This window comes from Candidatus Phytoplasma pruni (genome assembly GCF_013391955.1).
Lineage (GTDB): Bacteria > Bacillota_I > Bacilli_A > Acholeplasmatales > Acholeplasmataceae > Phytoplasma.
Window position 1 is genome coordinate 1 of record NZ_JABUOH010000063.1, and the last position, 15,747, is coordinate 15,747.

The following is a 15,747-nucleotide window of genomic DNA, read 5'->3' on the forward strand; positions in this document are numbered from 1 at the left end:
TCACCGGTCTTTTTCAAGACAGGCAAATGAAGTTTTCAGAAGAAACACAAACTTCTTTAGAACAACAAAACATTCAATTATCTAATGATCTAACCAAACAAAAAAAAGATATAAAAAATAAATATGATGACTGGGTAAAGAAAAATAATGCTTTAACGGAACAATTATCCATTTTACAAAAGGACAAAGAAAACTTAGAAAAGCAAAATAAACAATTAAAAAGCGAGAAAGAAGAAATGATGTCTCTACAAGTAGAATTGCATTCTCAAATAGAGACTTTAAAAACTGAAAGTTCTCAATTAAAAGAAGAAAAAGCAACGCTTTTGGATCAAAAAGTAGATTTTGAAACTAGAAACGTTTCGTTAGAACACGACCTCACTGGTTTACAATCAGATAAGAAGGTTTTAGAAACTCAAAATCAACAATTAAACCTTGATAAAGAAGTTTTAAATACTGAAAAAGAAACTTTAAAAAATGAAAAAATCAACTTAGAAAAACAAATTACCGATCTAAACGATGAAAAAGAAATTTTGCTTTTGGAAAAACAAGAACTGGAAAAACAAATAGAAAACTTAGAAAAACAAAATACTGGTCTAAAGGACGAAAAACAGGGGTTAAAGGATGAAAAGACCACGTTAGAAAACCAAAACACACAATTAAACGCTGAAAAAGAAACTTTAATCACTGAAAAAAACCAATTAGAAAATCAAATAACAACCTTAATAGCTGAAAAAGAATCTTTTATTTTGCAAAAACAAGGTTTGACAAACCAAATTGAGACCTTAGAACGAGACAAAAACCAATTAAACGATGACAAAAGGGCTCTTACTTCTCAACAAGAAGAAAAGAAGAATCAAATAGAAACTTTAGAAAAGGACAAAGAAAAATTAATTACTGAAAGAGACGCTTTAGCAGCTGAAAAAACTCAATTAGACAACCAAATAACAACCTTAATCGCCGAAAAAGAGGCGTTAAATACACAAAAAAACATTTTAGAAACCAAAATAGACACTTTAGAAAAAGAAACAACTAAACTGAACAAAGAAATAACAGATTTGAAAAAAGCCAAAACAACATTAGAAAAACAAAATAAGACGTTAACAGATGATTTGAGAAAAGAAAAACAGAAAAAAACTTCAACGCCCAATAAAAAAAAGAAACCTTAAAAAAGTTAAAAAAAATATTTAAATAATTGTAACATTTAGAACAAGCTTTTTAACTAATCAGCGTTAAAGGTAAAAAAGACCGCTGTAAATGGAAAAATATTATATAATTTTAATATAAACTTTTTTCTATTGTTTATATGAAAATAATAAATCAAAAAGTGAGCAACCCACAATTATGTCTCATTTATTCAAAACTTTACCGAATAATTTTTTTCAAATTTTATCTTCTCCTAACAAAGATATTTATATCGATTGTCTTTTGTTGTTAGAAAATATCGCCAATAAAGAAAATAATATTTACATTGAAAAAGAATTAGCGATCAATACTTTAGAAAAATATTTCAACGAGAAAAACAAACATTTAGTAACTGAAGAAAATACGGAAGACACAGACAAAACAGTGATCAACAACCATCAAAAAGCTTCCAGAGTTATCACCATCTTTAAAAAAAACGGTTGGTTGGGCGAAGAAAGAATTAATTATAATACCATTAATTTAAACTTTTTTGATTATAGTTTAGAAATGATTAATTTTTTTAAAAAAACTTTGAACGAAATTAAACCAGAATCAATTGGGAATATTTATAGTGTCTATTCTCTTTTGAAGTTTTTTTTAGTAGAAAAAAATTACGCTAATTTTCACGAAGCAGTTTCTAAAACACAAAACCTGCTAGTAAAATTAAAAATTTTAAAAGCGAATATTTATCGTTTTTATCATCAATTATTAAACACTGATTTTCAATCCAATGTGCAAGATATTTTAGAACAATTGTTGTTGAATTATAAAAAAAATTTTTTTGATTCTTCTTATTATTTGTTAAAAACAGCGGATAATTTTTTCAAATATAGAAGGCAAATTAATTTATTTTTAGAAGAAATGCAAGATAACTCGCTTTATATTGAATCTCTGGTAGAACAAATTCAATATATTTATGGTTATTCAGCCCAACAATCTTATTCCATGGTTTGGGAACAAATCGAACAAATGAAAGAAAATTTTAAAACAGCTGATCAATTGATTGAAATTATAGACCAAAAAAACGAACAATATTTAAAAATAGCTTGTGATAGGATTTTATTTTTCAACAATAAAAAAGAAAATTTACAAAACATTTTGAATTATGGTTTAAAAATGGTTCTTAATAACCAAATAGAATATCAAGATTTTTTCAACCTTTATCCGATGAAAAATTTAGATCAACAATCCTTTTATAAACCCCGAAGAGTCAAACAAGAAATAGGCATTTCTTCTTTAGATTATATTACTGAAGAATCAGAAAATATTTTAGCTCAAAAGAAAAAAACTTTTTTAAATAGAGATTTGTTTTATAATAAAAAAAATATTAATCTTTATGTGGAAGAAATGTTGAAACAAAAAAACCCTTTTAAAGGTTCAGAAATTATTTTAAATAATGATCGTGATATATCGCGTTTAATTCTGATTTTTATTTATTCGAAATCTTCAGCTAAAAAAAATATTTATCGCATTGAACCTTTGCATCAAAAAGTAACCTGTAACAATATCTCTTTTTCTGATTTTTTAATTTTTAAAAAAGAATGATTTAAAGGTTAAAAATAAATTTTTATAGTTAGCTAATAATGGTTAAATAAGGTGATATTTTTTTCTCGTCCTAGAATATAAATCCTATAGGAAAAAAATATTTTTCAGTTATAATGGTTGATGGAAAGAGCAATCTTTTTCCAAAAAACCATTAGAATAAATATGTTGAGAACCTTAACAGATGAAATTTTTTCGCATGAAACCCCTTTATCATAATTTTTTCGTCTTCTTTTTAACTTTTTTGTTGTTTTTAACCTTTACCCTAAGCGGTTGGTTAATTAGCTCCATGAGGGAGGAAAACCAAACTTTAAAACAGAAATATGATAATTTTACTAAACAATTATTTAAAATTAAAATTGATCCGCAGACTGAAAATTGTTACGATTTATTGACAAAAAAAATAGTTCAAAAAAACAAATTTTTTAGCGACGGTAAAACCGTTGATTTTATTGAAGAATTTAATGAAAACGAACAATTAACAAAAAAAACCTTTTTCCAAATAGACGGTAAAACCAGAAATTTTACAGACATTTATGATGTGCACTCTCATAAAATAAAAACGATTTTTTTTAGAACAGATGGGAAAAGGCAAGACAGAATTATTGAATATAATCAAACAAACCAATTAACCACCGAAACCATCTTTCAAGAAGATGGTAAAACAGTTCAAAAAATCATTCAAAAACCTTACAAAGCCGGAATGAAAAATAACTAAGCACTATTTCAGGTCATATTTAACCCTTGAGAACACTCTGTTTAAGAATTAAAAAAAACTAATTTAGTTTTTTTTTTTTTTTCATTATTTTTAGCTTGTTTTAAATATATTTTAACTTGATGTAATTATGCTAAAATTGGCCCATATATCTCTTTTAGCTTATCTTGGCAACTGTTTTCATCTCCTTTGGTAAAAATGTTTTTTAATAAAAATAAATTAAAAGTGATATAATAAAAAAATAAAATTATTTTTTTATCTTGAAGAAATTTAACAATATAAATTTGAATTTGGAAATGTTTTGAAAAATCCACTTCTTAAAATTCGATTAAAAAGGAAACATAAAACATGAAATTTAGCCAATTCCCATACCAAAGACCCAATATGGAAGAAATTAAAAAAAATATTTTACCAATAATTGAAAAATTCCTTGATTATTCTTTAGAAGAACAAATCAAAAGTTTAAAAGAAGTGAACCAAATAACAGATGAAATTAATTCTATGGCTACTTTAGCGAGCATACGCAATAGCGTGAATACTAAAGATCCTTTTTATCAAGAAGAACAAGCTTTTTGGGATCATAATGGTCCTCTTTTATCCGAATGGCAATTCGATCTTTCTCAAAAAATGGTTCAAAGTAAACATTATGAAGGTTTAGTTAAAGAATTTGGCGCATTATTGTTGCAAAAAACTCATTTATTTTTAAAAACTTTTGATGCTAAAATAATCCCTTTTTTACAAAAAGAAAATGCTTTAACTACTGAATATGAAAAATTAATCGCTGATCCTTCGGTCAATTTTAGAGGCAAACAATACAATTTAAGTCAAATGGCTACTTTTTTATCTGTTCCGGATAGAAATACTAGAAAAGAAGCTCAATTAGCTATTTCCGCTTTTTTTGAAAAAAACGAAAAAGAATATGATCGAATTTATGATAATTTAGTCCAAGTGAGAAACGAAATGGCGCGTCTTTTGGGTTATGAAAATTTCGTTCAATTAGGTTATGACCGTTTAGGCAGAGTGGATTATAATATTGATCATGTAGCTTCTTACCGTGAAAATATTTTAACCAATGTGTTACCTTTTTACCGTAAAACCTTGACTAAAAAATCTCGTCGTATCGGCATTGATAAACTGCAAAGTTATGACGCTAAATTTAATTTTTTAAGCGGAAATCCTACTCCTAAAGGTGGAGTTGATTTTCAAGTGGAACAAGCTAAAAAAATGTATGCTGAAATGTCTGAAGAAACCAACCAATTATTTAATTTATTAGTAGATAAAGAACTTTTAGAATTAGAAAGTAAACCGAATAAAGTAGGCGGAGGTTATTGCACTTACTTGCCTAAATTTCAGTCTCCTTTTGTTTTCGCTAATTTCAATGGCACAAGCCATGATGTGGATGTTTTAACGCACGAAATGGGACACGCTTTCCAAGTATATCAAAGTCGCCATTTAATCCCTGAATACCGTTTTCCTACTTTAGAAGCGGCGGAAATTCACTCTATGGGAATGGAATTTTTAGCTTGGCCTTGGATGCATCATTTTTTTAAAGAAGATTCAGAAAAATATAAATTTTCTCATTTATCCGAATCCCTTAACTTTTTACTTTATGGCGCTTTAGTGGATCATTTTCAACATGAAGTTTATCAAAAGCCTGCAATGACGCCAGAAGAACGAAAACAAGTATGGCACGAATTAGAACAAAAATATTTGCCTTTGCAAAATTTTGAAGAGGATAAATTCTTGCAAAAAGGTACTTATTGGTATCGTCAAGGTCATATTTTTTCTAGTCCTTTTTATTATATTGATTACACTTTGGCTCAAGTGGCAGCTTTAGAAATATGGTCTTTAAGTCAAGAAAATTATCCACAAACATGGCAATTATATTTATCTTTGTGTCAAAAAGGTGGTTCCGAAAGTTTTGTCAATTTATTGAAAAATTCGGGTTTGAACAATCCTTTTGAAAAAGATACTTTAAAAAATATCGCCGTCAAAGTGGATCATTATTTAGACCAAATTAATGATGAAAAATTTTAATTTTTAATTGAATTTGACCAAAAATATTTTTTTAAAGCGTTTTGGAGTTGTTATAAAAAAAGACGTTTTTCAGTTATGAACTCTTATTGTTGCGTTAAATAAAAAGTGTTTTTTGCTTTTAAAAAAGAACTATTTTAAAGATAAAAAAGATGGTAAAATAGAAATCCAAAAACTAGCAAACCAGGCCTTTTTTAAAGGTTAAACAAGACAATATCTAAGTATTTTTGGGTTATCACAAGAGAAAAGAAAGGAAATTAATCTTTCTTTTTCTCATGGGATGTCTGTAAAATGCTAATTTGTGTGTTATAATAATTAATATGTCATTCATTTAGACTTATTTTAGAGAAAAAAATTTAAAACATAATGATAGATATTAAAAAGGAAATTAATATTAAGGAGAATAAAATATTATAAATGGTTAAGAGCAACGATTATAATGCTGATAGTATTCAGATTTTAGAAGGTTTAGAAGCCGTTCGAAAAAGACCCGGAATGTATATTGGTTCTACTTCAGAAAAAGGTTTAAACCATTTAGTTTGGGAAATTGTTGATAATTCCATCGATGAAGCGTTAGCTGGTTATGCTGATGAGATTACCGTGGAAATAATGCCTGATAACGTTGTACGTGTAACGGATAACGGGAGAGGTATTCCTGTCGGCATCCATCCTAAAACTCAAAAATCCGCTGTAGAAACTATTTTAACCACTTTACATGCTGGAGGAAAATTTGACAACTCTTCTTATAAAGTATCTGGTGGATTGCATGGCGTGGGAGCTTCTGTAGTGAATGCTTTATCCTCCTGGTTTACAGTAGAAATTCATTTTGACAATAAAATACATTATCAAAAATACGAAAGAGGGAATCCTATTACTCCTTTAGAAGTAACAGGTACTACTGATAAAAGAGGAACTGTTATTACCTTTTTACCAGATGAAACGATCTTTTTAGATATGAAAAATTTTTCTTATCAATTGGATGTTTTAAAAAACAGACTTCAACAATTAGCTTTCCTGAATAAAGGGATTAAATTAAATATCGCTGATACCAGAAAAGAACCGATTAAAAAATTTAATTTTTATTATGAAGGTGGAATTAAAGAGTATCTGAAATATTTAAATACAAATAAAAAAGGCTTAAACCAAGACTTTTATCAAGAAACTGAAGTAGAGAATATGGCTTTGGAAATTGCTTTCCAATATACGGACGTTTATTCTTCTAATATTTATTCTTTCGTGAACAATATCCCTACTCATGAAGGGGGGACGCACGAAGAAGGCTTTAAAATGGCTTTAAATAGGATTTTATCTAATTACGCTAAAGATAAAAACTTGTTAAAAAAAGATATGAGTTTTATCGGTGAGGACACTTTAGAAGGAATAACAACTATCATTTCTTTAAGACATCACGATCCTTTATTTGAAGGTCAAACTAAAGCTAAATTGGGTAATCATGAAGTAAGACAATTTGTTTCTAAACAATTTGGTGAAGCTTTAGAAAGATATTTATTAGAAAACCCTCAAGAAGCTAAAAAGGTTATTGAAAAGATTTTATTAGCCGCTAAAGCGAGAATTGCAGCTAAAAAAGCTCGTGAAGTGACTAGAAGAAAATCACCTTTAGATTCTTTAGGTTTTGCTTCTAAATTAGCCGATTGTTACAGCAAAGACCCTGCTTCTTCTGAATTATATATCGTTGAGGGTGATTCTGCCGGAGGTTCGGCTAAACAAGGTAGAGATTCTAAATTTCAAGCTATTTTACCTTTAAGAGGGAAAATCATTAATGTTGAAAAATCTCGTTTGGAAAAAATATTAAGCAATAACGAGATCGTTTCTTTGATCCAAGCTATTGGAGCAGGAATTGATCAAGAATTTAACATTAGTAAAGCACGTTACCACCGCATCGTTATTATGACTGATGCCGATGTAGATGGAGCTCATATTAGAACTTTACTTTTAACTTTCTTTTTCAGAAATTTAAGACCTTTAATTGAACACGGTTATATTTATTTTGCTCAACCACCTTTATACAAAGTTCAACAAGGTAAAAAAATCAATTATTTTTATAACGAAGAAACTTTAAAAGGCTTTTTAGCGACTAATAAAAATAAAATTTCTTTACAACGTTACAAAGGTTTAGGGGAAATGAACCCAGAACAACTTTGGGACACAACTATGAACCCTGAAACACGCACGTTGTTAAAAGTATCTTTAGAAGATGCTTTAGAAGCGGACCGAATTTTCAATATGTTAATGGGAGAAGAAGTTTCTTTCAGAAAAACATTTATCAAAGACAATGCTATTTATGCAGATATAGATGTTTAATTTTATTTTTTAACAAAAATTAAAAAAAGGCGATTAAATGATGTTGGACAAAACTAAAAAAAATAACACTTTAAATAATGACAATTCACCCAAAGATGCGGCTGATAATAATGTTGGATTCATTAAAACTATTGACATTAGTCAAGAAATGCAAAAATCCTTTTTAAGTTATGCCATGAGCGTTATTGTTTCCAGAGCTTTACCGGAAGTAAGAGACGGTTTAAAACCCGTACAAAGACGAATTATCTATGGAATGAAAGAATTAGGCGTTTATAGCAACGAAAGTTATAAAAAAGCCGCTAGGGTTGTCGGAGATGTCATGGGGAAATATCACCCCCATGGTGATTCTAGTATTTATGAAGCTATGGTAAGAATGGCTCAAAACTTTAACTATCGTTATCCTTTAGTAGATGGTCACGGTAATTTCGGTTCTATTGATGGAGATTCAGCGGCTGCTATGCGTTATACAGAAGTTAGAATGTCTAAAATCACTATGGAATTGATTAAAGATATTGACCAAAATACTATTGATTTTGTGGATAATTATGATGGTAGTGAAAAAGAACCTAAAGTTCTTCCTGCTAGATTTCCTAACCTTTTAGTTAACGGTTCTACTGGTATTGCTGTTGGTATGGCAACTAATATTCCTCCGCATAATTTAGGCGAAGTAATTGATGCTTTAGTGGCTTATATCGATAATAAAGATATTGAAATCCCTGCCTTGATGAAATACGTTAAAGGACCTGATTTTCCTACAGGAGGAGAAATTTTAGGAGCAGAACACCTAAAAGAAGCTTATACAACCGGAAGAGGGAAAATTTTTATCCGCTCTAAAACCGAAATCATTAAAACTGATAAAAATAAACCTTCGGTAATTGTTACCGAAATTCCTTATCAAATTAAAAAAAGTAGTTTAATTGAACGTATCGCTTTTTTAGCGAAAGAAAAAATTATTGACGGGATCACAGATTTAAGAGACGAATCTAACCGTAACGGTATTAGAATCGTGATTGATTTGAGAAGAGACGTTAATCCGCATGTTTTTTTAAATAATTTATACAAACATTCTCAACTCCAAATCTCTTTTAATTTCAATATGATCGCTTTAGTCAATGGTGTTCCTCAATTGGTTGATTTAAAAACTATGTTATCTGAATTTTTCCATTTCAGAATTAACATTATTAACCGTCAAAAACAATTTGAATTAGAAAAAGCTTCGGCTAAAAAACATTTCATTGAAGCTTATGTGATAGTTTTAAACGATATTGATAGAGCTATTGAAATGATTAAAACTTCTAAAGATGTTAAAACAGCACAAGAAAGATTAATGCAAGCTTATAATTTTGACGAAATCCAAAGTAAAGCTATTTTGGAAATGAGTTTACAAAAAATCACTAATTTAGAGATTGAAAAAGTTAAACAAGAAGAACGTAATTTAATCGCTAAAATAGCTGAATGTGAAAGCATTATCGCTTCTCAATCGAAAAAAGAACAACTTCTGAAAGAAGATTTAAAACAAATGAAGGCTTCTTTCAAAGATAAAAGACAAACTACAATTAATAATTCCAACGATAAAGACGTTTTAAACATTTCTAACGAAGATTTGATTGAAAAAGAACGTATTTTGATCACTATCACTAATAAAGGATATATTAAGCGTTTAAACTTAGACACTTATAAAAAACAAAATAAAGGTGGTCGTGGCGTTAGTGGAATGACTATGAATGAAAATGATTTTGTAGAACATTTCGTTGTTACATCAACTCATGATTATCAATTGTTTTTCACTAATAAAGGTAAAGTTTATCAACTAAAAGGGCACGAAATCCCTTCCTTTACGCGTCAATCTAAAGGTATTCCTTTAATTAATTTAATTCCGTTAGACAAAGGTGAATTTTTAACAGCTGTTACTAGCGTAGATGATTTTAAAGAAATTAAAGATTATTTAGTTTTAGTAACTAAAAAAGGTTTAATTAAAAGAAATTCTATTAAGGAATACGAAAACATTAGAAATAATGGTAAAATAGCTTTTGTCTTAAAACCGCAAGATGAAGTGTTATTCGTATTAAAAACCACTGGTAAACAGGATATTATTTTAGCTGCTTCTGACGGAAGAGCTATCCGTTTCAACGAAAGCTCCATTAGAAAAACCACTAGAATGGGTTCTGGTGTAATCGGAATGAGAATTGAAAACGATGATAATATCGTTGGTTCCGCAGTTGTTTTATCTTCTGATCAAGATATTTTAGTAGTAACTGAATTAGGTTATGGTAAAAAAACTAAAGTAGATGAATACAGAAAACAAAAAAGAGGCGGAAAAGGCGTTAAAACCTTGAAAACAACCGCTAAAAACGGTAATTTAGTTTCCTTGCAAACTATTTCACCAAGCGAAGAATTAATTTTAATTTCTCACCTTGGTCAAGTAATAAGAATTTCCGCTAATAAAATTTCCACTACTAAATCTAAAGCTACTCAAGGCAATAGATTATTAAAATTACAAGAAGATCACAAATTAATTAACGCTGTAGTGGTGAAAAAAGACGAAAAAGATTTATAAATAAAACAAATATGAAAAAACAACCAATGAAATAAATATTTGATTGGTTGTTTTTTTGGAAAAAATGCGTTTTATGAAATATTTTAGCAAAAGAGATTAATTTTATATGAGAAAGTAGAGAAAATGAAAAATAACAAGCATAAAAAAAATAACCAAAAAATCATTTATTTTAAAAAATCTCTTTCTCAATTAAGAACTCAATGGGCGGGCGCTCTTTTGGGCAATATTATTTTATCTCAAAAGAACGCTAATTCACAAAAAAATATTGTTTTATTGGAAGGTCAGATAGGTTCCGGTAAGACTGTTTTTACTAAGGGTTTATTTAAACAATTAGGCGTTAAAGATAATATCAATAGCCCTACTTTTACTTTGTTAAAATCTTATCCTGTCCCTGATAGACAACTGCATCACCTAGATTTTTACCGTTTTATCAACGATAACGAAGAAAGTCAAAAGATGTTTATCGCAGAAATGTTAGAATATGTTGATTTAGGGGATATTTTACTAGCAGAAGCACCGCAAAAAATAACGTCTTTATTCCCTTCTTGGACTTTTGTGGTCCAAATTAAAGTATTGCCGCAAAATATCAGAAGCGTTTTAATAGAACAAAATATTTCGGACTTAAAATAAATTAATAAAAATTTAAAGAAAGATTTTTATTATGAATCATAATCAAATGAAAAAATACATTATTTTAGATACATCAACTGCTTTTCAATTGGTAGCTTTAACTGATGCTGAAAAAATCATTAGTTTGCAAAAAAACACTAAATCACGCACTTTTGTAGAAAATATGATTCCTTTGATTGATATAGTTCTTCAAGAAAACCATGTTTCTTTGCAAGATTTAAGTGGTATTATTGTAGGAGTTGGTCCTGGTTCTTTTACTGGCACAAAAGTGGCTGTTTTAACCGCTAAAATGCTAGCTTCTGAATTAAACATACCTTTATACCAGATAAGCAGTTTACTCCTGTTATCGAGTGGTTATTCCGATGTTTTATTAACTCCTAAAATCGCTATTAACGAGAATTCTTTTTATAGCTTAAGTTTAGACAATAATAAAGTTATTTTACCTGAAAAGAATTATTCTGCCGCTTTTTTAAAGGATTTTCCTAATCACTTGCAAATAACAGAAAAAACCTTTCGTTTATCTCCGGTTCAAATCTTTTTTTATATGACAAAAGTAGCAGAACCGCATCATTTGGTTCCCAATTATTGTATTCCTTATTTGAACGAAAAGGTTAAAGAGGTTAATGAGTAAATATATGAATGATAAAAAGGTGTTTTTATGAATATTTTATCCATTGAAACTAGTTGCGATGAAACTAGCGTAGCGGTCACTCAAAACGGCAAAAAAGTTCTTTCTAACGTAGTTTTTAGTCAAATTGATTTTCACAAGCAATATGGCGGAGTAGTGCCGGAAATCGCTTCACGTAAACATGTAGAAACAATTACTTTAATTTTAAAACAAGCTTTGGAAGAAGCTAAAATGACTCCCCAAGAAATAGATTTAGTAGCAGTCACACAAGGACCAGGTTTAATCGGTTCTTTATTATTGGGAATAAATGCTGCTAATACTTTCGCCTATATTCATCAAAAACCTTTAATAGGGGTTAATCATTTGATGGGGCACCTTTATTCCGCTCAAATAGAAAACGAAATTAAATTCCCCGCTTTAGCGCTTTTAATTTCGGGCGGTCATACTGAATTAATTTATATAGAAGATCATTTTAAAATGAAGCATATTGGAACTACTTTAGATGATGCTGTGGGGGAAGTTTATGATAAAGTCGCTAAAACTTTACAATTAGATTATCCCGGCGGACCAATAATTGAAAAATTAGCTTTACAAGGGAAAGATATTTTTAATTATCCTCGCCCTTATTTGAAAAACAAAAATTTAAATTTTAGTTTTTCTGGTTTAAAAAGTAAAATCATTAATTCCATTGATCATCAAAAAATGTCTTTACAATATAAAAGCGATATTGCGGCTTCTTTTCAAGCCAGTATTGCAGAAGTATTGGTTAAAAAGACCCAAAGAGCGATGGAAATATATCCCACAAATCAACTCCTTATAGTAGGCGGAGTGGCGGCTAATCAGTTTTTAATCAATAGCTTTAAAAAAGCTTTTCCTCGAACGGAAATATTAACTCCTAGTTTAAAATATTGTACGGATCAGGCGGCTATGATTGGCATCGCAGCTTATTATCAAAACAAATTTAGCCAACCAGCTGAAAAAAAATATAATCTCAACGGTAATACTAATTTAAAAGTTGTTTAACACAATTATATTACCAAAAGCAGTTTTAGAAGCTTTTTTGAGAATTTTAATTTAAAATTTATAATTTAATCGAGGTATTAGTAATGTTTCAAGAATCTAATTTTATTAAAACTATTATGCAAAAAGATTTAGACGAAAAAAAATATAAAGAAATAATTACTCGATTTCCGCCTGAACCAAATGGTTTTCTGCATTTAGGACACGCAAGAGCTATTATTATTAACTTTGAATTGGCTAAATTTTTCCAAGGAAAGACTTATTTAAGGTATGATGATACCAACCCTTCTAAAGAAAATCAAATTTATGTGGACGCTATTTTAGAAGATATCAAATGGTTAGGTTATGAGCCGGACCAAATTTTTTATGCTTCTGATTATTTTGATATTATCGAAGAAAAAGCGATTTTATTAATTAAAAAAGGTAAAGCTTTTGTGGATGATTTGACTATGGAGCAATTGAAAGAATATAGAGGCGATTTGAAACAACCTGGTAAAAATTCTCCTTATCGCAATCGCACTATTGAGGAAAATTTAGAATTATTTCAACAAATGAAACAAGGAGTTTTTAAAGACGGTGAAAAAGTTTTAAGAGCTAAAATTGATATGGCTAGTCCTAACATGAATCTTCGTGACCCTGTTTTATATCGTATTTTAGACGCTTATACTCTGAAAAAGAAACATTATTACATTTTCCCTGCTTATGATTTTGCTCACCCTTTAGAGGACGCTATTGAAGGAATAACTCATTCTTTATGTTCTTTAGAATTTGAAGATCATCGCCCTTTATATGATTGGATTATTAAAGAAACAGAAATGAAAAACACCCCTAAACAAATAGAATTCGGGCGTCTCAATATTACTCAAACTTTTTTAAGCAAAAGAAATTTAAAATTTTTAGTAGATTCTCAATTAGTGCAAGGATGGGATGATCCCAGAATGCCGACCTTAAAAGGGGTTAAAAAAAGAGGTTATACACCGGAAGCTATTAAAAGATTTATTTTAGAAATAGGTCTTTCCAAAAATAACACTCATATCGATAAAAACATGCTAGATTCTTGTTTAAGAGATGATCTGCAAAAAAAAGCCAAAAAAGCGATGGTTGTGGTAGAGCCTTTAAAAGTGACTATTACTAATTATCCTGATCACCAAATAGAATATAACGAAGTGCCTTTCCATGAAGATTTAAGTTTTGGTTCCAGAAAAATGGCTTTTTCTAAACATATTTATATAGAAAAAAATGATTTTCAATTAACTAAATTAAACAAAAAATCCAAAAAATTATTTTTAAACGGAGAAGTGAGGTTGTTGCATTTTTATTTCATTAAAGCTTATGATGTTATTAGAGATGAAAAAGGCGAAATTATTGAAGTTTTAGCCACATACGATCCTCAAACAAAAAGCGGCAGCGGTTTTAACGAAAGAAAACCGAACGGAACTATTCATTTTGTAGAAAAGTCCACCGCCCAAAAAGGTCTTTTTAATTTTTATGAACCGCTTTTCAATAGTGAAAACCCTAATCCTTTAAATTTAAGTGCTGATTTTAATCATCATTCTTGGGTTAAAAAAGAGGTTTTGATAGAAGGATCTTTAAAATTAGAACAAAATCATGAACCAATTCAATTCGTGAGACAAGGTTATTTTAATATCGACCATCAACCTGATAATTTAGCGAATTTTAACGAAATCATCCCTTTGAAAAAAATTTATAAATAAGGTGAACTTATTGAGTTATTAAAAAAACCATCTAATGATGGTTTTTTTAATATATTAGTTAGATAAAAGGGCAAAAAAAAGACTATCAATCATTGATAGTCTCTATTCATCCGTATATTATTTGTCAGAGAATTTTTTCATTGTATCAACAAAAAACGCTATAAAAGCCCAAATGAATACGAAAAATAAAGAGAAACCTAAAAGCATTTCGTATTTTTTGTTGATTTTTCTTTCTATAATTTCGTCTAATATGATTAAAGTACCAGACATATAAACACTATAAGGAGCGATGAAAAAAGCACTAACTAATAAGTAACCTAAAATCCAAAGAGGGTGAAAATATTCTTTGATTTCGTTCCAACCTATGTGATAGGGTTTAAATATTATGATAGAAAGCATCATTATTCCTGTGAATAAAACAGTAATTAAAGCGTAGTTCCAAAAAATAAAGCCTATTTTATTAAAAACGCCTTTGTTAGCTGTTCTTTTTTTAGAGTGAAAACGTTGATAATAAAGTAACATAGTTACGCTATAAACGAATAAAATGATAGCAAAGAAAATTGCAGAAATTACTAACACTAAGTTATTTGTTTTTTCATCTTTGAAAATATTTAGCAATAATCCAATAAATAAACCGGCATTAACAACTAAATAGTGAGAAGTAAAAGCACTGATGGAAGGGATAAGAATTAAAACTAATAAACTTACTACAGCAGACAATAACAAACCAGACATGATAAAGGTTAATTTATCTTTAGTCAAATCGTATGTAGGTCCTGTTGTTTCTGTTTTAACAGGAGAATTATTGTTTGCAGCTCCTTTTTCAGCCTCACTTTGTTTCTGACTATTTCCGATGGATGTATGGAACTCATTCAAAGCCTTTTCCATTATTGGTAATTGTTTTAATAAACGAACTGATAAAACTGAAACAACGAATAAAGCGATAAAAATAAAACTTTTACCGATAACGCTTTTTAGTGAAGCGGTTTGATAATTAACCTTTTTCTTACCAATGGCTTCGGCTAAAATCTCTTCGTTTTGTTCAGCTTTAGACAAGATTGATCTCATTGTGAACATGTGTAATGTGCCTCTTTTTTTTATTTTTAAAATATTATTAAAAATTAATTTTTTTAAATTTTTCTTTCTTATAATTTATAAATATTTTTTTATGAAAAATTAAAATATATCATCTTGTTTTCATGATTATTTTACAATAAAAATGAATTAAAGTCAAGAAAAAAGCATTAATTTGCTGAAAAAATATTTATTTTGATGATGATATATAGTGGGTTTTCCCACGCTAACTAACTGAACCATTGGTTTTAAAACAGTTAGTTAAAAAGATAATTTTTCTGAAAGTGAACTGAGGACAAAAATTGAACTCTCGAAAAAATAAATCAAC

At 29.0% G+C, this 15,747-nt stretch carries 11 protein-coding genes; 10 read left to right on the forward strand and 1 reads right to left on the reverse strand.

Annotation, left to right across the window (positions count from 1 at the left end; genetic code table 11):
• Positions 1-26: 26 nt before the first annotated feature.
• The 10 genes from HR065_RS03020 to glnS all read left to right on the forward strand — a co-directional run bounded on the left by HR065_RS03020 (position 27) and on the right by glnS (position 14,345).
• Entirely contained in the window at positions 27-1,166 is a 1,140-nt protein-coding gene (locus tag HR065_RS03020; protein WP_244948355.1) for a hypothetical protein, read from the forward strand.
• A 175-nt stretch (positions 1,167-1,341) separates the two neighbouring features.
• On the forward strand, positions 1,342-2,727 hold the full coding sequence (locus tag HR065_RS03025; protein WP_178734416.1) for a Wadjet anti-phage system protein JetA family protein: 1,386 nt from the start codon (positions 1,342-1,344) through the stop codon (positions 2,725-2,727).
• 196 nt (positions 2,728-2,923) lie between these two features.
• The gene (locus HR065_RS03030) at positions 2,924-3,442 is read left to right on the forward strand and encodes a DUF2963 domain-containing protein (protein WP_178734417.1); all 519 of its coding nucleotides are present in this window, start codon (positions 2,924-2,926) and stop codon (positions 3,440-3,442) included.
• Positions 3,443-3,787: 345 nt separating this feature from the next.
• Positions 3,788-5,476 carry a M3 family oligoendopeptidase gene (locus tag HR065_RS03035; protein WP_178734418.1) on the forward strand — a complete coding sequence of 563 codons (1,689 nt, stop codon included), beginning with the start codon at positions 3,788-3,790 and terminating at the stop codon, positions 5,474-5,476.
• Positions 5,477-5,890: 414 nt separating this feature from the next.
• Complete coding sequence (gyrB, locus tag HR065_RS03040; protein ID WP_178734419.1) at positions 5,891-7,795, forward strand: DNA topoisomerase (ATP-hydrolyzing) subunit B; 1,905 nt, start codon at positions 5,891-5,893, stop codon at positions 7,793-7,795.
• A gap of 40 nt (positions 7,796-7,835) precedes the next feature.
• Positions 7,836-10,352: a DNA gyrase subunit A gene (gene gyrA, locus HR065_RS03045; RefSeq protein ID WP_178734425.1), complete on the forward strand. Its 2,517-nt coding sequence runs from the start codon at positions 7,836-7,838 to the stop codon at positions 10,350-10,352.
• 123 nt (positions 10,353-10,475) lie between these two features.
• Positions 10,476-10,982 (forward strand): tRNA (adenosine(37)-N6)-threonylcarbamoyltransferase complex ATPase subunit type 1 TsaE, encoded by a 507-nt coding sequence (gene tsaE / locus HR065_RS03050; RefSeq protein ID WP_178734420.1) that lies wholly within the window; start codon positions 10,476-10,478, stop codon positions 10,980-10,982.
• Positions 10,983-11,013: 31 nt separating this feature from the next.
• A complete protein-coding gene (gene tsaB / locus HR065_RS03055; protein WP_178734421.1) occupies positions 11,014-11,613 on the forward strand; it encodes a tRNA (adenosine(37)-N6)-threonylcarbamoyltransferase complex dimerization subunit type 1 TsaB in 600 nt (199 codons plus the stop codon).
• A gap of 27 nt (positions 11,614-11,640) precedes the next feature.
• A complete protein-coding gene (gene tsaD / locus HR065_RS03060) occupies positions 11,641-12,633 on the forward strand; it encodes a tRNA (adenosine(37)-N6)-threonylcarbamoyltransferase complex transferase subunit TsaD (RefSeq protein WP_178734422.1) in 993 nt (330 codons plus the stop codon).
• An 83-nt stretch (positions 12,634-12,716) separates the two neighbouring features.
• On the forward strand, positions 12,717-14,345 hold the full coding sequence (gene glnS, locus HR065_RS03065; protein ID WP_178734423.1) for a glutamine--tRNA ligase: 1,629 nt from the start codon (positions 12,717-12,719) through the stop codon (positions 14,343-14,345).
• Between the two features lie 117 nt (positions 14,346-14,462).
• Here glnS and HR065_RS03070 read toward each other — a convergent pair whose 3' ends face one another.
• Positions 14,463-15,422 (reverse strand): hypothetical protein, encoded by a 960-nt coding sequence (locus HR065_RS03070; protein ID WP_178734424.1) that lies wholly within the window; start codon positions 15,420-15,422, stop codon positions 14,463-14,465.
• Between the last annotated feature and the right edge of the window lie 325 nt (positions 15,423-15,747).